Origin of the sequence: Pseudomonas lactis, assembly GCF_001439845.1 — a bacterium.
In the GTDB taxonomy this organism is placed as follows: Bacteria; Pseudomonadota; Gammaproteobacteria; order Pseudomonadales; family Pseudomonadaceae; genus Aquipseudomonas; species Aquipseudomonas lactis.
The window spans coordinates 116,150-134,087 of the sequence record NZ_JYLO01000008.1 but is presented as its reverse complement, the minus strand read 5'-3'; the positions used below and the strand labels follow the sequence as shown (position 1 = coordinate 134,087).

The following is a 17,938-nucleotide window of genomic DNA, read 5'->3' as shown; positions in this document are numbered from 1 at the left end:
CAGTCTCCAGATCAAGGCATGACGAACCCGCCGTTGACCGGCAGGGTTTGTCCAGTGATGAAGCGGGCAAGGTCGGACAGCGCGAACAGCACGGCGCCGCTGACGTCTTCGGGCAATTGCGGGCGTTGGATGGCCCGCTGGTCGTTGTACAAACGGTGACGAGCCTCGGGCACGTAGGCGGTGGCTTCCACCAGCACCAGGCCAGGGGCGATGGCGTTGACCGTGATGTTGTCGGCGCCCAGCTCGCGGGCCAGGCTGCGGGTCATGGCGATGATTGCGCCCTTGCTGGCAACGTAGGCCAACAGGTTTGGCGCGCCCCACAGGGGCGTGTCGGAGGCCAGGTTGACGATGGCGCCGTGGCCACTGGCACGCAGTGCCGGCAGGCAGGCGGTAGTCATCAGCCAGGTGCCGCGCACGTTGACCTGCATCACCTGGTCCCAGGTGTCGATGCTCAGGTCTTCGCAGCCTTTGCCACCGGAGTTGGTGATGGAGGCGTTGTTCACCAGGCCATCGAGGCCGCCCAGCAAATCGAGTGTCGCGCTGATGCATGCCTGGATCGACTCAGGCTGGGCCAGGTCGACAGTGACAGCCTGCACGTCCAGCCCCAGGGCTTGCAGTTCACACGCCGCCTGTTGCACACGGTCTTGCAGCACATCGGCAATCACCACGCGAGCACCGGCCTGGCCGATGGCCTGGGCGAACCCGTAACCCAGGCCACGGGCGCCGCCGGTCACCAGTACGCGGCGACCTTCGAGCAAACGATTACGGTCGGTCATCATTGCGTGCTCAACATGGCTTTGGGCATGTAGTGCAGGACGCGTTTTTCTGCCCACACCACGGCGCCGTAGGCGACCACCCCAATCAGGGTGAGCATGACGATGGCGACGAATACACCGGCCGTGTTGCCTTGGCCCTCGGCGTCCACCAACAGAAAGCCCAGGCCCTGGTTGCCGCCGACCAGCTCACCGACGGTGACGCCGATCACGGCCAGGGTGGAGGCGATGCGCAGGCCGGAAAACAGCGCGGCCATGGCTGAGGGAAATTCCACCAGGCGAAAGATCTGCCAGCGGCTGGCGTTCATGGTGCGCACCAGGTTGATCATGTCCGGGTCGACCGTGCGGATCGCCGAGAGCACGTTGATCATCACCGGGAAAAACACAATCAGGATTGCGATCAGAATTTTCGGGTAGATGGTGTAGCCCAGCCACATCACGAACAGCGGCGCAAAGGCGACCTTCGGTGCAATCTGCAACGCCAGGATGTAGGGCGACAGCATTGCTTCCGCCGCGGGCGACAGGCCCAGGGACACACCAATCATCACGCCCAGCAAGGCGCCCAGGGCGAAGCCGACGACGATCTCCATGGCGGTGATCAGGGTGTGTTGCAGCAGGCCGCCGCTGTGCCACATCACCAGGCTTTCCTGGGCCACGCGGCTGAGTTTGGGCATGACGAATTCGGGCATGCCGAGCAGCCCGGGGCCCCATTGCCAGAGCGCCAGGAACAGGATCAGCAGCGCCACGCTACCGAGCACGGAGGGGTTCAGGTTTTTCATCGTATGCGTACCTTGTTGTCCGGTGCGTTATTGCGCGGCGACCGGGCTGTCGACGAATTGGTTGGTGAACAGCTCATCCAGCGGGGTTTCCCGGGGGACGATGCCTTCGCTCACGTAGAACTGGCGGACCTTGTCCAGGCGCTCGGGGTCGATGTGCCCCAGTACGCGCTGGTTGGCGTAGACGTGCTCGACATAGAGCTTGAAGATTTTCTCCAGTGAGTCTTCCTTGCCGGCGTAGGTCGGGACCGCTTTGGCAAAGGTGACGGCGGCGGCACGCGGGTCCTGGATAATGTCGTGCATGCCTTTGAGCGTGGCCTGCACCACACCGCGCACCACCTGGGGGTGGTTTTTGATGGCGTCATCCGAGGCGAGGATGGCCTGGGCCATGCTTTCGAAGATCTGTTCCTGGGGAATCAGCTTGATCTGCGCGCCGGCTTCTTCGGCGGTGACCATCCAGTCCGGCACGCCGGCCATAGCCTGGGCCTTGTTGGCCGTAAACAGTTGCCAGACGCCGGCAGGCCCAGCGGCCTGGATGTCCACATCGTTCTTGCCAAGGCCGGCCTTGCGCAACGAAGCGAGCAGCGCGTAATAGGTGGTGTCGGAATACGACATCACCGTCATGGTCTTGCCCTTGAGGTCGCTGACGTTATTGATGTTGTCCTTGGAATGGGTGGCGATCATGGTCACGCCGCCCGCGCCCAGCACCGCCACGGCGCGCACCGGAATACCGTTGCCGCGCACCATGATCGGCGTGTCGCCGATGGCGCCGCCGAGCAGGGCATTGCCGGCGCCGATCTGCTTGGCCACGTCGACGCCACCTTTGGCGGCAATGAACGTGAGGTTCAGGTCCTGGGCCGCGTAGTAGCCTTTTTCCTTGGCGATGATCCACGGTGCAAAGGCTGGCAAGTTAGGTGGGGCCGGCAGCAGGTAGGTGACGTCGGTTGGCTGCGCCTGGGCCGCGCAGGTCAGGCCGAGGCCAAGGCTGAGCGCGCAGAAACGTTGGAACAGAGACTTGAGCATGGGAACTCCTGAATCGGTTGGGGGCCGCAAGCGCGGCAATCAGTGCAGTTCGGTGTCGGCGCCGACGTGCAGCAGTTCCATCAGGCGACCGACCAGCGGGCCAATCTCCGGTAGCTTGCGGCGCTCCAGCGGGTTGTCGCGAAACGGCAGGTCGATGCTGATTTCTTCGATGATGGTGCCGGGGCGGGCGCTCATGACCAGCAACCGGTCGGACATGGCGATGCCCTCGATCAGGTCGTGGGTGATGAACAGCGCGGTCTTCTTTTCATCGAACAGCATCCGCGCCATGTCCTGCTGCAGGATCATCTTGGTCTGGGCGTCGAGGGCGGAAAACGGCTCATCAAGGAACAACACCTGGGGGTCGATGGCCAGGGTGCGTGCCAGGGCAGCGCGTTGGCGCATACCGCCGGAGAGTTGGAACGGGTAGTGATCGGCGAAGCCGTTGAGGTGGCAACGGTCGAGCAAGTCCAAGGCTACCTTCTGCCGGGTCGCGCTGGGCACGCCTTGAATCTCCAGGCCCAGTTCGACATTGCGGCGAATGCTGCGCCACGGCATCAGCAAATCTTTTTGCAGCATGAACGCGACTTGCGGCACAGGCCCGGTCACCGGTTCGCCGCCCACGAAGACTTCACCTTCAGTGGGGCGATACAGGCCAGAACCCATGTTGAGGATGGTGCTCTTGCCACAGCCGGACGGGCCGATGATCGACACGACCTCGCCGCGACGGATCTTGAAGTTCACATCGCGAATGGCAAAGGGCGCTTCTGTTTTACCTTTGGCTGGGAAACATTTACCGACATTACGGAATTCAATTTCAGTCGGCTCCAGCTCTTCCTTAAGTGCGGGCGTATTCCATTGGGGCGTCACGGCGTACATCTCTTTCACAGCCATCAGGAAGGTACTCTGGTCTGTTTTATAGGTGATACGCCGTTTAGTGCATGAACAATGCCAGTGAGTTAATTCCTACAAAGGTTTGTTGAATTACCTTTTAAATTAGCGGCTTATGTTTATATGGATCAAAATCGCACGTTTCATATATGAAACCATTGTTCTTATATGGCACGAAATTGCACACCGCTTGTGCACGGAATGGGAAGTTGCAATCAATTAATGCTTTTTCAAGTAACGCAGTCGGGGCGCATGTTTTATATGTGAAACGCAGTTGAAAGATGTGCGCTGTATATAAGAAGAATTACAGGCAAAAAAAAGGGCCTGAAGAACGAGTCTTCAAGCCCTCAAAAGGTGAGAGGTGTCTAGTCCCTCAGCCTGGTGAGCGGTGCAACAAACGCTTAGGCCTTCAGCGGGACCAAGCGTGGGGCAATCATGTTTTCGGGGCGCAGGATGTCGTCGAGCATGGCGTCGTCGAGCAAGCCTTCTTCACGCACCAGTTCCAGCACGCCGCGCCCGCTTTCAAGCGCGATACGCGCAATGCGGGTGGCGTTTTCATAGCCGATGTACGGGTTCAGCGCGGTGACCAGGCCGATGGAATGTTCCACCAGTTCGCGGCAGCGGGCTTCGTTGGCGGTGATGCCGACGATGCAGTGCTCGCGCAGCATGTCCATGGCGCGTTGCAGCAGGCGGATCGAGTCGAAGATCTTGAAGGCGATCAGCGGCTCCATCACGTTCAACTGCAGTTGGCCGCCTTCGGCTGCCATGGTCAGGGCCAGGTCGTTACCGATGACTTGGAACGCTACCTGGTTGACCGCTTCCGGGATGACCGGGTTGACCTTGCCGGGCATGATCGAGCTGCCTGGCTGGCGAGCCGGCAGGTTGATCTCGTTGATGCCGGTGCGTGGGCCGCTGGACAGCAGGCGCAGGTCGTTGCAGATCTTGGACAGCTTCACGGCAGTACGCTTGAGCATGCCGGAGAACAGTACGAAAGCGCCCATGTCGGAGGTGGCTTCGATCAGGTCGGCCGCCGGTACCAGCGGCTGACCGCTGATGGTGGCCAGGCGTTGTACGGCGAGGGCCTGGTAGCGCGGGTCGGCGTTGATGCCGGTACCGATCGCGGTTCCGCCCAGGTTCACTTCGGTCAGCAGCTCTGGCGCCAGGGTTTTCAGGCGGGCCAGGTCTTCACCCAGGGTGGTGGCGAACGCGCGGAATTCCTGGCCGAGGGTCATCGGCACGGCGTCTTGCAGCTGGGTGCGGCCCATTTTCAGCACATGGCTGAACTCGGCGCCTTTGGCGGCGAACGCCTGGATCAGGCTGTCGAGGCTGGCCAGCAGCGCGTCATGGCCCAGCAGCAGACCCAGGCGGATCGCGGTCGGGTAGGCGTCGTTGGTCGACTGCGCCATGTTCACGTCGTTGTTGGGGTGCAGGTACTGGTATTCGCCCTTCTGGTGACCCATGGCCTCCAGCGCGATGTTGGCGATGACTTCGTTGGCATTCATGTTGGTTGAAGTGCCAGCGCCGCCTTGAATCATGTCCACCACGAACTCTTCGTGGAAATCGCCGCGGATCAGACGAGCACAGGCTTCGCTGATGGCAGCGTGCTTGGCTTCGCTGAGCTGGCCCAACTCGCGGTTGGCGTCAGCCGCTGCTTGCTTGACCATTGCCAGACCGACCACCAATTTCGGGTAATGCGAAATCGGAACGCCCGAGAGGCGGAAGTTATTCACCGCTCGCAGGGTCTGGATGCCGTAATACGCTTGAGCCGGTACTTCGAGTACGCCAAGCAGGTCTTTTTCGGTACGGAAAGATGCAGCAGAGGACATGACGGAGATCATCTCAATATGGACCCGGGACTGGCCGGAACGCTGCGAATGCTAGGCTTGTAGGACTTTTTGGGCCAATGCTGTTAAACACTGGCCTATGCACAAACGGCATAATGTGGATGTGACCCGGTTATCTTGGCGGGCGTGTGTGCCAAAATGGTGCATTCCGTGGGAGGCAGTGATGAACCTTGAGAGCAAGTGGTTGGAAGACTTCAGCGCCCTGGCGGCGACGCGTAGTTTTTCCCAGGCGGCTGAGCGGCGCTTTGTCACCCAGCCGGCGTTCAGTCGGCGTATCCGCAGCCTGGAAGCCGCGTTGGGGCTGACGCTGGTCAACCGTTCACGCACGCCGGTGGAGCTGACAGCGGCCGGGCAGTTGTTTCTGGTGACGGCGCGCACGGTGGTCGAACAGCTGGGCGAAGTGCTGCGCCATTTGCATCATCTGGAAGGCGGGCAGGGCGAAGTCATGCAAGTGGCGGCCGCCCACTCCCTGGCCTTGGGGTTCTTCCCACGCTGGATCGCGCAGTTGCGCAACGAAGGGCTGAACATTGCCACGCGGCTGGTGGCCACCAACGTCGGCGACGCCGTGCACGCCCTGCGCGAAGGCGGTTGCGACCTGATGCTGGCGTTCTATGACCCGGACGCGGCGATGCAAATGGACGCCGAGATTTTCCCGTCGCTGCACCTGGGTAACACCGAAATGCTCCCGGTATGTGCCGCCGATGCCGATGGCAAGCCGCTGTTCGACCTGGAAGGCGAGGGCAGTGTGCCGCTGCTGGCCTACAGCGCCGGCGCGTTCCTGGGCCGCTCGGTGAATTTGCTGCTGCGCCAGCGGGCCCTGCGCTTTACGACCATTTACGAAACCGCCATGGCCGACAGCCTCAAGAGTATGGCGCTCGAAGGCCTGGGTATCGCCTGGGTACCGCAGTTGAGCGTACGTGCAGAGTTGGCACGGGGCGAACTGGTGGTGTGCGGCGGGCCGCAATGGCATGTGCCGCTGGAGATTCGCTTGTATCGCTGCGCGTTGGTGCGCAAGGCGAATGTGCGGTTGTTGTGGCGCAAGCTGGAAGGTGCGGCAGCGCAAGGAGATCGAGGTCTCGCTTGAATGAAATTGAGTGGTTTAGTGCTCAATAAATCGATTTTTATCATGTTTTGATCATTTTTGTGCCCAAAAAGTATTGTTCAATACGTGATCACTTGCCGGGATAAATATTGGCTAGAATACTGATCAGAGGTTTGTGTAAATCCATCTTTTGATCAGGAAACTGCACAAAATGCGAATGACGACGATGAGTGAGCAAGCTATCGCACAAACGATTGGCTCGCGCGTTGAAGCCTTGAGGGTGAAGAAGAACATCAATCAGGAAACGGTTGCCGAGGAGGCGGGTATTTCCCGCACGACGTTACGGCAGTTGATGGCGGGCAAGGGCACCTTGCTCAATCTGATTGCGGTATTGCGGGTGATCGGGGAACTGGATCGGTTGAGTTCTCTGGTCGAGGAGGTGCGTTCAAGCCCCATCCAGATGGCGAAAATGGCTGGGAAAAAACGTCAGCGCGCCTATACCACCCGCAAAGACTCATCCGAAACCACCTCTATACCGGGCCAGAAAAAGCGCCTTGTGCCCGACGCAGTCAAAAAGGACACCCGTTGGTGATTGCACAGATCTATTTATGGGATTTATACGTCGGAGCGCTCAATTGGGACGAGACAACCCAGGTGGGCGAGTTCGAGTTTTCACCCGAGTTTGTCGCCACGGGGCTTGAGATCTCGCCCATTCACATGCCCGCCCGCGCCGGGTACACCTACGCATTCACCAACCTGAACCGGGAAACCTATAAGGCGCTTCCGGCGATTTTTGCCGACTCGCTTCCGGATGATTTCGGTAATGCATTGATCAACGCGTGGTTGGCGCAGCAGGGTCGCGACAAGCTTTCGTTCACGCCGGTGGATCGACTCCTTTACCAAGGTAATCGCGGGATGGGCGCGCTGGAATATCGGCCGGCCATGAATACTGAGGCGAATGAGGCCCAAACGATCGAGATCGCGGCGCTGGCCCAGTTGGCTGGGGAGGTGCTCTCGGGGCGCCAAAGCCTGGAGGACCGGCTGGCATCCAATGACCCTAGCGTCGACGACGCCGCGTTGCAGCGCTTGATCCAGGTGGGCACAAGTGCCGGTGGCGCTCGCGCAAAGGCGATCATTGCCATCAATCGCGAAGGGCATATCAGGTCAGGGCAGGTTCCAGCGCCCAAAGGCTATAGCTACTGGTTGCTCAAGTTCGATGTCGCAAAAAACACCGACGTGCTTGCCGATAGCCAGGGGTTTGGTCGCATTGAATATGCCTACCACCTGATGGCCAGGCAAGCCGGTGTGGTAATGGCTGAGTGCCGTCTGCTTGAAGAGGGGGGGCGTGCTCACTTCATGACCAAGCGATTCGACCGCACCGATGACGGCGACAAGATTCACACCGCGACGTTGTGCGCACTGGACCATGCCGACTACAAAAAACCGGGTGAGTACTCCTACGCCGAGGCCCTGAGCGTGTTCAGGGCGCTGAAACTGGGGCGCCGGGAGGCGGAGCAGTTTTTCAGGCGCATGGTGTTCAACGTTATCGCTCGAAACCAGGACGACCACACCAAGAACATCAGCTTTTTGCTGGACACTGACGGTACCTGGTATTTGTCGCCTGCCTATGACGTTACCTGGTCCTACATGCCTGGAAACTTCTGGGTCGACAGCCATCAGATGAGTATCAACGGTAAGCGCGACAATTTTGTGGTCGATGACCTGCTCAGTGTGGGCAGCCAGATCAAAGGGCTGAAGGCCATGCAGATCATCCGTGAGGTGCATGAGGCGGTGGCGCAATGGCCTGTGATCGCTGCAGAAGTGGGGGTCTCGTCGGTCATGATCGATGCCATTGCCAAGACCCATCGAATGGACCTCGCGCCTGACTCTTAAGTCAATAAAACTGCCACTTTGCGCCGCTAGACAGATGGTCATCCCAGGGGCTGTTTATCTGGATTATTACGGTATACTGCGCGGCCTTCGGCCGGTCCAACCGGCCTTAATTCGTACACCAAGCCACGCCGGTCTCCCGCGTGGCTTGTTGTTTTTTGACGCGCCTGCGGGCGCCCAGAGAGAAGAGGCACGACGATGAGTGCATTGGTTGGCGTGATCATGGGCTCCAAGTCCGATTGGTCCACCCTTAGCCACACCGCCGATATGCTGGAAAAACTCGGCATTCCGTACGAAGTGAAGGTGGTCTCCGCCCACCGCACCCCGGATTTGCTGTTCCAGTATGCCGATGAAGCAGAATCCCGTGGCATCGAGGTGATCATCGCCGGTGCCGGCGGCGCGGCGCACTTGCCTGGCATGTGTGCGGCCAAGACTCACCTGCCCGTGCTTGGCGTGCCGGTGCAGTCGTCGATGCTCTCGGGCGTGGATTCGCTGTTGTCCATCGTGCAGATGCCGGCCGGCATCCCGGTGGCAACCCTGGCGATCGGCAAGGCCGGCGCGATCAACGCAGCCTTGCTGTCGGCCAGCATCCTGGGTGCCAAGCACCCGCAGTTTCATGCGGTGCTGAAAAAATTCCGTGCTGAGCAGACAGACAGCGTGCTGGACAATCCAGACCCACGCATCGCCTGAGGTTGTTATTGATGAAGATCGGTGTAATCGGTGGCGGCCAACTGGGCCGCATGCTGGCTTTGGCGGGTACGCCGCTGGGGATGAACTTCGCTTTCCTGGACCCGGCGCCGGACGCCTGCGCTGCGGCCCTGGGTGAACACCTACGCGCTGACTACAGCGACCCGGACCACCTGCGCCAACTGGCCGATGAAGTCGACCTTGTGACCTTCGAATTCGAAAGCGTCCCGGCTGAAACCGTGGCCTTCCTGTCGCAGTTCGTGCCGGTGTACCCGAGCGCCGAAGCCTTGCGCATCGCTCGCGACCGCTGGTTCGAAAAGAGCATGTTCAAGGACCTGGGCATTCCGACACCCGCCTTCGCCGATATCCAGTCCCAGGCCGACCTGGACGCCGCAGTCGCCAGCATCGGCCTGCCGGCGGTGTTGAAAACCCGCACCCTGGGTTACGACGGCAAGGGCCAGAAAGTCCTGCGCACCGCCGCCGATGTGGTCGGTACCTTTGCCGAGCTGGGCAGCGTCGCCTGCCTGCTGGAAGGCTTTGTGCCGTTCACCGGCGAAGTGTCTCTGATCGCCGTGCGGGCCCGTGATGGTGAAACCCGCTTCTACCCGTTGGTGCACAACACCCACGACAGCGGCATTCTCAAGCTTTCCGTGGCCAGCACCGACCACCCGCTGCAGGCCCTGGCCGAAGATTATTCCAGCCGCGTCCTCAAGCAACTGGATTATGTCGGCGTGATGGCGTTCGAGTTCTTTGAAGTCGACGGTGGCCTGAAGGCCAACGAAATCGCCCCGCGTGTGCACAACTCCGGGCACTGGACCACCGAAGGCGCCGAGTGCAGCCAGTTCGAAAACCACCTGCGGGCGGTGGCGGGCTTGCCGTTGGGCTCCACGGCCAAGATCGGCGAGAGTGCCATGCTCAACTTCATCGGTTCTGTGCCGCCAGTGGAGCGCGTGATGGCGATCAAGGATTGCCACGTGCATCACTACGGCAAGGCCTTCAAGGCCGGGCGCAAGGTCGGCCACGCCAACCTGCGTTGCAAGGACCGCGCGACGCTGCAGGCGCAGATCCTCAAGGTTGAAGCGCTGATCGCCGAACAATAAGCCTGGCCCTGGCGGGAACCATTGGGGTTCTGCGTCTCTCTGATTGCAGGATGCCAAAGCCTGACTAGGCTTTGGCATGACTCATACCAATCAGAGGGAAATGCCATGGGTATCATCGGAACCATCTTTATCGGCTTGATCGTCGGCCTCCTGGCGCGCTTCCTCAAGCCTGGCGACGACAGCATGGGCTGGATCATGACCATCCTGCTGGGTATCGCCGGTTCCCTGGCCGCGACCTACGGCGGTCAGGCCCTGGGGATCTACCAGGCAGGCCAGGGCGCAGGTTTCATCGGCGCGCTTGTGGGTGCCATCGTGTTGCTGGTGATCTACGGCCTGATCAAAAAGAAGTAATCAGCCGACAAAGTCCTCTGCGCTGCGCAGGCGCAGAGGGCTAGAATGCTCGGCACTTGTATTTGCCGAGCCTCTCCATGCGCCGTCTTCTGTTAACGCTTCTTCTGCTGGGCTCTGGCCTGGCGCACGCTGGCGAACTGCCGGAAACCGACTGGCTCGACCTGATGCCGCTGTCGGATCAGAAAGCCCTCGAGGCCATGCCCGAGATCGACCACAACTCCCCCGAAGCCCAAGGCACGTTCACCGAAAAGGGTGGCTTGAAGCAGAGCAAAGGTTTGCCTGCGGTGATGTATTCCACCAAGACGGTGGCGGCCATGAACGGCAAGAATATCCGCATTGGTGGCTACCCGGTGCCGCTTGAAACGGACGCCAAGGGCCGCAGCACGCTGTTCTTCCTGGTGCCTTACCCGGGCGCCTGCATACACGTGCCGCCACCGCCGCCTAACCAACTGGTGCTGGTGCGCTATCCCAAGGGGCTGAAGCTGGATGATATCTACACGCCGCTGTGGGTCACGGGCACGTTGAAGGTGGAGAAGGTCAATAACGACTTGGCGGATGCCGCGTATGCGCTGGAGGCGGGGAAGGTGCGGGTAGTAAAGGAATCTGATCTCTAACTGGCGCTACCAATCTCTGTGGGAGCTGGCTTGCCTGCGATGCAGACGACTCGGTGTGTCAGTTGCACTGAGGCGATGCTATCGCAGGCAAGCCAGCTCCCACATTTGATTGGGTTTACAAGGCCAGGGCCGTGATGCTCACGCCCAAGGTGTGGCTTTCGCCGGGCGCCAGGTTCACCACATCATCCAGCACATTCGCTGTCTCGATGCACAACATACCCTGCCAGCCGTCATCGGCCATATCGTCGAAAGCCTTGGCGCGTTCGGTCCAGGGGTTCCAGACCACGGTGGATTTGGAGCCTTCGCTGGTGAGCTGGATACGGCGCTGCCAGTCGCTATCAACGATATTCAACTGTGCCGGCGTATTCAGGTAAATGCGGTCTGTCTCGGCGCGAAAGTGAAGCAGCCCGGCTTGCTGCTTCTCGGCCCACCCATCGGCGGTATCGATGTAATCCACGCCATCCAGGCCCTCGACCTGCACCTTGCGCACATCGCTCACCGCGAAGTAGGTGTGCAATGCCTGGCTGAGGGTCACGGTGTCGGTGCCACGGTTGTGACTGGTCAGGCGGATATGCAGGTGATCGTCCAGCAGCAGGCTCAGCGTCAGGTCTACCTGATGGGGCCAGCCTGGAAAGCCGCCCGCCGGCACCGGCAATACCAGGTCCACTCGCAGCGTCTGGCCGTCGAGTTCGGTGGTGGCCAGCTCCCAACGCGCGGTGCGCACAAAACCGTGGGCGCCGGCAGGCTGATCGCTCTGGCGCATGGCTTTGACGCTTTGCGGGTTGCGGTCGAACACCCCAAACCACGGCCAGCACACCGGTACGCCGGTACGAATGCCTTTGCCCTGCTTGAACACGGCCTCAGGGTTCGGCCAGATCAACGGCTGTTCGCCCTCGCGCTGGTAACTGAAGATATGCGCACCCTGTTGGGCCACCATCAACTCGGCGCCGTTGTGGCGGATGCGCCAGCAGTCCAGCTCGTCGATTTTTACCGTCTCAACGTGGGGCGTAGGCATGACAAAGCTCTCTTAGTGGCAGGCAATGGGGCAATTGACCGTTAAAACCCGGCGAGGTTTAACGCGCCCGTGACGGTACCGAGCGCGTGCGGCCGCTGCCATCGATGGCGACGAACACAAATACGGCTTCGGTCACCTTGCGCCATTCGCTGGACAACGGATCGTCGCTCCACACTTCGACCATCATCTGGATCGAGCTGCGGCCGATTTCCAGGGCCTGGGTATAGAAGGAAAGCTGCGCACCCACGGCCACCGGCACCAGGAACGCCATGCGATCAATGGCCACGGTGGCCACGCGCCCACCGGCGACCTTGCTGGCCATTGCCGTGCCCGCCAGGTCCATCTGCGCGACCAACCAGCCGCCGAAGATATCGCCAAAGCCGTTGGTTTCACGCGGAAGCGCGGTGATTTGCAGGGCGAGATCGCCTTGCGGGATAGGATCTTCTTGTTCGAGTTCGATCATGCCGGGGGTGCCTCTGACCCGTGACTCTTGGACTATGTAATCGGTGAATAGCCGTCTTGGAAAAACGATTCAGCCCCGAACATACTACGTTCGTCACGTTTTTCGAAAGGCGCCTTGAGGGAAACTCTGCGAAATCGGCTGGCCGGTGCCAACGACGGTTTCGCGCAACTTCCACGCAATAGACAGGTGCAGGGCTGGGAGTATATCGGTCGATAGCCTGCGCGACGACCATCTGCTCCTGATTTTGTGCATCTATATAGACGAGTTTCCAGGCGTCAAAAAATTGGCCAAAACGGTCATTCAAGTTGAGGGGTTTGACCATTGTTTCTTTTTAGCGCTGGCCGTCAGTATCTGATGGCGTTTTCGGCCCCCCATAACAATTCGGAAAGGGAATAAGGCGCTTCGCAAGTGGGGATGCTTGCGAGGTGGCGCTGATGCGGCGCAAGGGTTTGGACTGTGCTTTTCCGGGCAATTTGCTATCGTGCCGGACCTGCCAGGCGCAAACCCACGCTGTTGCGGATTCCTGATCTGACTAATAAGAGAAGCCTTGCCATGACCACAGTGCCTTCAAGCATTGCGCCGCCCGCACGACCGCTTAACCGCAACGACTACAAAACCCTGTCGCTGTCTGCCCTGGGTGGGGCGCTGGAGTTCTACGACTTCATCATCTTCGTGTTTTTCGCCACCGTGGTTGGGAAGCTGTTCTTCCCCGTCGACATGCCCGAATGGCTGCGCATGATGCAGACCTTCGGCATCTTCGCCGCAGGCTACCTGGCCCGCCCCTTGGGCGGCATCATCATGGCGCACTTCGGTGACCTGCTGGGCCGCAAGAAGATGTTCACCCTGAGCATCTTCATGATGGCCGTGCCGACCCTGATCATGGGCCTGCTGCCCACCTACGCGCAGATCGGCCTGTGGGCGCCGGTCCTGTTGCTGCTGATGCGCATCATCCAGGGCGCGGCGATTGGCGGCGAAGTACCGGGCGCCTGGGTGTTCGTCTCCGAGCACGTGCCGCCGCGCCACATCGGCTACGCCTGCGGCACCCTGACCAGCGGCCTCACCGCCGGTATTCTGCTGGGCTCGTTGGTGGCTACCGCCATCAATAGCGCCTATACACCGGAACAGGTCTCTGATTACGCCTGGCGGATTCCTTTCCTGCTCGGCGGCGTATTCGGCCTGCTGTCGGTGTATCTGCGTCGTTGGCTGCATGAAACCCCGATCTTCGCCGAGATGCAGCAACGCAAGAGCCTGGCCGCTGAACTGCCCTTGCGCGCGGTGTTGCGCGATCACCGTGGCGCCATTGTGCTGTCGATGCTGTTGACTTGGTTGCTGTCGGCCGGCGTGGTGGTAGTCATCCTGATGACCCCGACCGTGCTGCAAACTATCTATCACTTCAGCCCCACGGTGGCACTGCAGGCCAACAGCCTGGCCATCGTGACCTTGAGCCTGGGTTGCATCGCCGCAGGTGCGCTGGCCGACCGTTTTGGCGCCGGCCGCGTGCTGGTCACCGGTTGCGCACTGCTGCTGGCGACTTCCTGGACGCTGTATCACAGCCTGATGGCGCATCCCGACTGGCTGTTCCCCTTGTATGCCCTGACCGGCCTGTTTGTCGGCACCATCGGCGTAGTGCCCTACGTGATGGTCAAAGCCTTCCCGCCGGTGGTGCGCTTCAGCGGCCTGTCGTTCTCCTACAACGTTGCTTATGCCGTGTTCGGCGGATTGACGCCCTTGGCGGTGTCGCTGCTGATGAAGGAGAGCCCGATGGGCCCGGCTTATTACGTAGCCGTGCTGTGCGTGATGGGGATGCTGGTAGGCGGGTATCTGTGGAAACGCGGTCGCTGAAGCCTGCACATTCAGATAGTGGCCTTTCATCTAATTGTCATATTTCAGACATAGAGTGTTCACACGGCCTGCCGATACTTGGCCCCGATCCAATTATCCCTATCTGCTAGGAGCAAGGCATGAAACTGAAACGTTTGATGGCGGCAATGACTTTTGTCGCTGCTGGCGTTGCGACCGCCAACGCGGTGGCCGCTGGTGTTGATCCGGCAATCCCGGCTTACGTCAAGACCACTGGTGTGTCGGGTAACCTGTCCAGCGTCGGTTCCGATACCCTGGCTAACCTGATGACCCTGTGGGCCGAGGGTTACAAAAAGGAATACCCGAACGTCAACATCCAGATTCAAGCTGCCGGCTCTGCCACGGCGCCACCTGCGTTGACTGAAGGCACCTCCAACCTGGGCCCGATGAGCCGCAAGATGAAGGACACGGAACTTGCGGCCTTCGAGCAGAAGTACGGCTACAAGCCAACCGCTATCCCGGTTGCCGTGGATGCCTTGGCGGTGTTTGTGCACAAGGACAACCCGATCCAGCACCTGACCATGGAACAGGTCGATGCGATCTTCTCGTCGACGCGTCTGTGCGGCGCCAAGGCTGATGTGAAAACCTGGGGCGACCTGGGCGTGACCGGCGACCTGGCCAACAAGCCAGTGCAACTGTTCGGGCGTAACTCGGTATCCGGCACCTACGGCTACTTCAAGGAAGAAGCCCTGTGCAAAGGCGACTACAAGCCAAACGTGAACGAACAACCGGGCTCGGCTTCGGTTGTGCAGTCGATCAGCTCCTCGCTGAACGGCATCGGTTACTCGGGCATCGGCTACAAGACCGCCAGCGTGAAGACCGTGCCACTGGCCAAGAAAGGCAGCACTGACTACATCGAAGACTCCGAAGAAAACGCCCTGAACGGCAAGTATCCGCTGTCGCGTTTCCTCTACGTGTACGTCAACAAAGCCCCGAATAAGCCACTGGCGCCGCTGGAAGCTGAGTTTGTGAAACTGGTGCTGTCCAAGCAGGGCCAGGAAGTCGTGGTCAAAGACGGCTACATCCCACTGCCAGCCAAAGTCGCCGCCAAGGCCCTGGCTGACCTGGGTTTGAAAGAAGGCAACTAAGCCTGCGATACCTGATGTAGACGCATGCTTTTTTGTGGGAGCGGGCTTGCCCGCGATGCTGGCGACGCGGTTTAGCGTTGAAATCGTGTTGATGCCATCGCGGGCAAGCCCGCTCCCACATAAGCAGTCTGCATCCCTAATTTTTTATCCGCTGCCAGCCCTGCTTCGCGGCGGATTTGTTGCGTCACTGCACTGTCATCTTTCTGTCATACAGGATCGCTAGGGTGTGCGCATGAATGATCTGGCCAATTCCACCATGACGACGACTTCCCCTCCCAAGCGCATTGATTTCAATACGCCTGAGCTGCAACGCAAGCGCCGAATCCGCGCGCTCAAGGATCGCTTCACTCGTTGGTATGTGCTGGTCGGCGGGCTCGCCGTGCTGGCCGCCATTACCCTGATCTTCTTCTTCCTCGCCTATGTGGTTGCGCCATTGTTCCAGGGCGCCTCGTTGACCAAGGAAGACGCGTTGACGCCCGCCTGGATGCAAGACGCCGGCAAGCCGTTGATGATCTCCCTCGAAGAACAGAACCAGGTCGCCATGCGGGTTTCCGACAAGGGCCAGGCGCTGTTCTTTGCCGTGGACACCGGTGCCGAGCTCAAGCGTGTCGACCTGCCGATTCCGGCCGGTACCAGTGTTGCTTCCATTGGTGAAGATCAGCCGGGCAGCCCGCTGGTGATTCTCGGCTTGTCCAATGGCCAGTCCCTGGTGTTCCGCCACACCTATAAGGTGTCGTACCCGGACGGCAAGAAAACCATCACCCCGGCAATCGAATACCCCTACGGCGAAACGCCGATCGTGCTGGATGACGCCGGTCGCGCTCTGGAACACGTCGCGCTCAACGCCACCGACACCTCGCTGGTGGTGGCAGGTTCCGCTGGTTCGCACTTGAACGTGCTGACCCTGAGCCGTGAAGAAAACATGATGACCGGTGAAGTCACCAGCGAGCAGAAACGTGTCGAGCTGCCGCAGATGACCGAGCCGGTGAAGGCGATCTTCATCGACCCACGCCAGCAGTGGCTGTATGTGATCAACGGCCGTGCCCTGGCCGACGTGTTCGGCCTGCGCGACAAGAGCCTCAACGGTCGCTACAAACTGCTGGAAGACGCCGACACCGAAATCACCGCCAGCACCCAGTTGGTTGGTGGTATCTCGCTGATCCTGGGTAACTCCAAAGGCGGCCTGGCCCAGTGGTTCATGGCCCGCGACCCGGATGGCGAACAGCGCCTGAAGCAGATCCGCACCTTCCAGATGGGCACTGCGCCCGTCGTCGAAATCAGCGCTGAAGAGCGCCGCAAAGGCTTCACCGCCCTGGATGCTGCTGGCCAGTTCGGCGTGTTCCACAGCACCGCCCACCGCACCTTGCTGGTGGACCCGGTGGTCGACGGCCAGGGCCTGTTCGGCATGTCGCCACGGGCCAACCGTGTGATCGTCGAGGCGGGTGGCAAGCTGCAACCGTTGCTGCTCGACAACCCGCACCCGGAAGTGTCGTGGAGCGCGTTGTGGAGCAAGGTCTGGTACGAGAACTACGACGAGCCTAAATACGTCTGGCAATCTACGGCCGCCAACACTGACTTCGAACCCAAGATGAGCCTGGCTCCGTTGACCTTCGGTACCTTGAAGGCTGCGTTCTACGCCATGCTGCTGGCGGCGCCACTGGCGGTTGCCGCAGCGATCTACACCGCTTACTTCATGGCACCGAGCCTGCGCCGCAAGGTCAAGCCGGTGATCGAGCTGATGGAAGCCATGCCGACGGTGATCCTCGGCTTCTTCGCCGGCCTGTTCCTGGCGCCGTATGTGGAAGGGCACCTGCCGGGCATTTTCAGCCTGTTGATGCTGTTGCCGATTGGCATCCTGGTCGCCGGCTTTGTCTTCAGCCGTTTGCCTGAGTCGATCCGCCTGCGTGTTCCCGATGGGTGGGAAAGCGCGATTCTCATCCCGGTGATCCTGTTCGTGGGCTGGCTCTCGCTGTACATGAGCCCGTACCTGGAAACCTGGTTCTTCGGCGGTGACATGCGCATGTGGATCTCCCACGATCTGGGCATTACCTACGACCAGCGCAACGCGTTGGTGGTCGGCCTGGCCATGGGTTTTGCGGTGATCCCGAACATCTACTCCATCGCCGAAGACGCCGTGTTCAGCGTGCCGCGCGGCCTGACCCTGGGCTCCCTGGCCCTGGGTGCCACGCCGTGGCAGACCATGACCCGCGTGGTCATCCTCACTGCCAGCCCGGGCATCTTCTCGGCGCTGATGATCGGTATGGGCCGCGCCGTGGGCGAGACCATGATCGTGCTGATGGCCACCGGCAACACCCCGGTGATGGAGATGAACCTGTTCGAGGGCCTGCGCACCCTGGCGGCCAACGTTGCGGTGGAGATGCCCGAGTCGGAAGTGGGCGGCAGTCATTACCGCGTGCTGTTCCTCTCGGCGCTGGTGCTGCTGTTGTTCACCTTCATCATGAACACCCTCGCCGAGCTGATTCGTCAGCGTCTGCGCAAGAAATACTCGTCGCTTTAAGAAAGG

General features: G+C 60.5%; 17 protein-coding genes. 10 read left to right on the top strand and 7 right to left on the bottom strand.

Annotated features, from left to right (window positions below; all coding sequences use genetic code 11):
- Positions 1-11: 11 nt before the first annotated feature.
- From TX24_RS14960 to aspA, 5 genes are all read right to left on the bottom strand, one after another.
- On the bottom strand, positions 12-779 hold the full coding sequence (locus TX24_RS14960; RefSeq protein ID WP_003195665.1) for an SDR family oxidoreductase: 768 nt from the start codon (positions 777-779) through the stop codon (positions 12-14).
- Positions 776-1,552 (bottom strand): ABC transporter permease, encoded by a 777-nt coding sequence (locus TX24_RS14955; protein ID WP_034134082.1) that lies wholly within the window; start codon positions 1,550-1,552, stop codon positions 776-778. The genes TX24_RS14960 and TX24_RS14955 overlap by 4 nt, the downstream gene beginning before the upstream one ends.
- A gap of 27 nt (positions 1,553-1,579) precedes the next feature.
- Positions 1,580-2,572 carry an ABC transporter substrate-binding protein gene (locus TX24_RS14950; protein ID WP_003195661.1) on the bottom strand — a complete coding sequence of 331 codons (993 nt, stop codon included), beginning with the start codon at positions 2,570-2,572 and terminating at the stop codon, positions 1,580-1,582.
- A 39-nt stretch (positions 2,573-2,611) separates the two neighbouring features.
- Positions 2,612-3,448 carry an ABC transporter ATP-binding protein gene (locus TX24_RS14945; RefSeq protein WP_050499539.1) on the bottom strand — a complete coding sequence of 279 codons (837 nt, stop codon included), beginning with the start codon at positions 3,446-3,448 and terminating at the stop codon, positions 2,612-2,614.
- Positions 3,449-3,861: 413 nt separating this feature from the next.
- Positions 3,862-5,286, bottom strand: coding sequence for an aspartate ammonia-lyase (gene aspA / locus TX24_RS14940; RefSeq protein WP_003195657.1), 1,425 nt, complete (start codon positions 5,284-5,286; stop codon positions 3,862-3,864).
- A gap of 181 nt (positions 5,287-5,467) precedes the next feature.
- On the opposite strand from aspA, the gene TX24_RS14935 reads away from it, so the two are divergent.
- The 7 genes from TX24_RS14935 (at position 5,468) to TX24_RS14905 (ending at position 10,988) form a co-directional block, all read left to right on the top strand.
- Positions 5,468-6,388, top strand: coding sequence for a LysR substrate-binding domain-containing protein (locus TX24_RS14935; protein ID WP_057710601.1), 921 nt, complete (start codon positions 5,468-5,470; stop codon positions 6,386-6,388).
- A 169-nt stretch (positions 6,389-6,557) separates the two neighbouring features.
- Entirely contained in the window at positions 6,558-6,938 is a 381-nt protein-coding gene (locus tag TX24_RS14930) for a helix-turn-helix domain-containing protein (RefSeq protein WP_032900943.1), read from the top strand.
- Positions 6,935-8,239, top strand: a complete 1,305-nt coding sequence (locus tag TX24_RS14925; protein WP_082628810.1) for a type II toxin-antitoxin system HipA family toxin — start codon at positions 6,935-6,937, stop codon at positions 8,237-8,239. Before TX24_RS14930 ends, TX24_RS14925 begins: the two co-directional genes overlap by 4 nt.
- Before the next feature lie 195 nt (positions 8,240-8,434).
- A complete protein-coding gene (gene purE, locus TX24_RS14920) occupies positions 8,435-8,926 on the top strand; it encodes a 5-(carboxyamino)imidazole ribonucleotide mutase (RefSeq protein WP_003195648.1) in 492 nt (163 codons plus the stop codon).
- 11 nt (positions 8,927-8,937) lie between these two features.
- The gene (locus TX24_RS14915; protein ID WP_003195644.1) at positions 8,938-10,023 is read left to right on the top strand and encodes a 5-(carboxyamino)imidazole ribonucleotide synthase; all 1,086 of its coding nucleotides are present in this window, start codon (positions 8,938-8,940) and stop codon (positions 10,021-10,023) included.
- Positions 10,024-10,128: 105 nt separating this feature from the next.
- Positions 10,129-10,374, top strand: coding sequence for a GlsB/YeaQ/YmgE family stress response membrane protein (locus TX24_RS14910; RefSeq protein WP_005792540.1), 246 nt, complete (start codon positions 10,129-10,131; stop codon positions 10,372-10,374).
- 77 nt (positions 10,375-10,451) lie between these two features.
- The gene (locus TX24_RS14905; protein WP_003195640.1) at positions 10,452-10,988 is read left to right on the top strand and encodes a DUF3299 domain-containing protein; all 537 of its coding nucleotides are present in this window, start codon (positions 10,452-10,454) and stop codon (positions 10,986-10,988) included.
- Positions 10,989-11,103: 115 nt separating this feature from the next.
- On the opposite strand, the gene TX24_RS14900 is transcribed toward TX24_RS14905, so the two are convergent.
- Together TX24_RS14900 and TX24_RS14895 are read right to left on the bottom strand one after the other, a co-directional pair.
- Positions 11,104-12,003: a D-hexose-6-phosphate mutarotase gene (locus TX24_RS14900; protein ID WP_057710599.1), complete on the bottom strand. Its 900-nt coding sequence runs from the start codon at positions 12,001-12,003 to the stop codon at positions 11,104-11,106.
- A 58-nt stretch (positions 12,004-12,061) separates the two neighbouring features.
- The gene (locus TX24_RS14895; protein ID WP_003176975.1) at positions 12,062-12,466 is read right to left on the bottom strand and encodes an acyl-CoA thioesterase; all 405 of its coding nucleotides are present in this window, start codon (positions 12,464-12,466) and stop codon (positions 12,062-12,064) included.
- 561 nt (positions 12,467-13,027) lie between these two features.
- On the opposite strand from TX24_RS14895, the gene TX24_RS14885 reads away from it, so the two are divergent.
- The 3 genes from TX24_RS14885 (at position 13,028) to TX24_RS14875 (ending at position 17,932) form a co-directional block, all read left to right on the top strand.
- On the top strand, positions 13,028-14,308 hold the full coding sequence (locus tag TX24_RS14885) for an MFS transporter (protein WP_167348425.1): 1,281 nt from the start codon (positions 13,028-13,030) through the stop codon (positions 14,306-14,308).
- A 119-nt stretch (positions 14,309-14,427) separates the two neighbouring features.
- On the top strand, positions 14,428-15,414 hold the full coding sequence (locus TX24_RS14880) for a phosphate ABC transporter substrate-binding protein PstS (RefSeq protein WP_003195633.1): 987 nt from the start codon (positions 14,428-14,430) through the stop codon (positions 15,412-15,414).
- Between the two features lie 484 nt (positions 15,415-15,898).
- The gene (locus tag TX24_RS14875) at positions 15,899-17,932 is read left to right on the top strand and encodes an ABC transporter permease subunit (RefSeq protein ID WP_169878767.1); all 2,034 of its coding nucleotides are present in this window, start codon (positions 15,899-15,901) and stop codon (positions 17,930-17,932) included.
- Positions 17,933-17,938 lie beyond the last annotated feature (6 nt).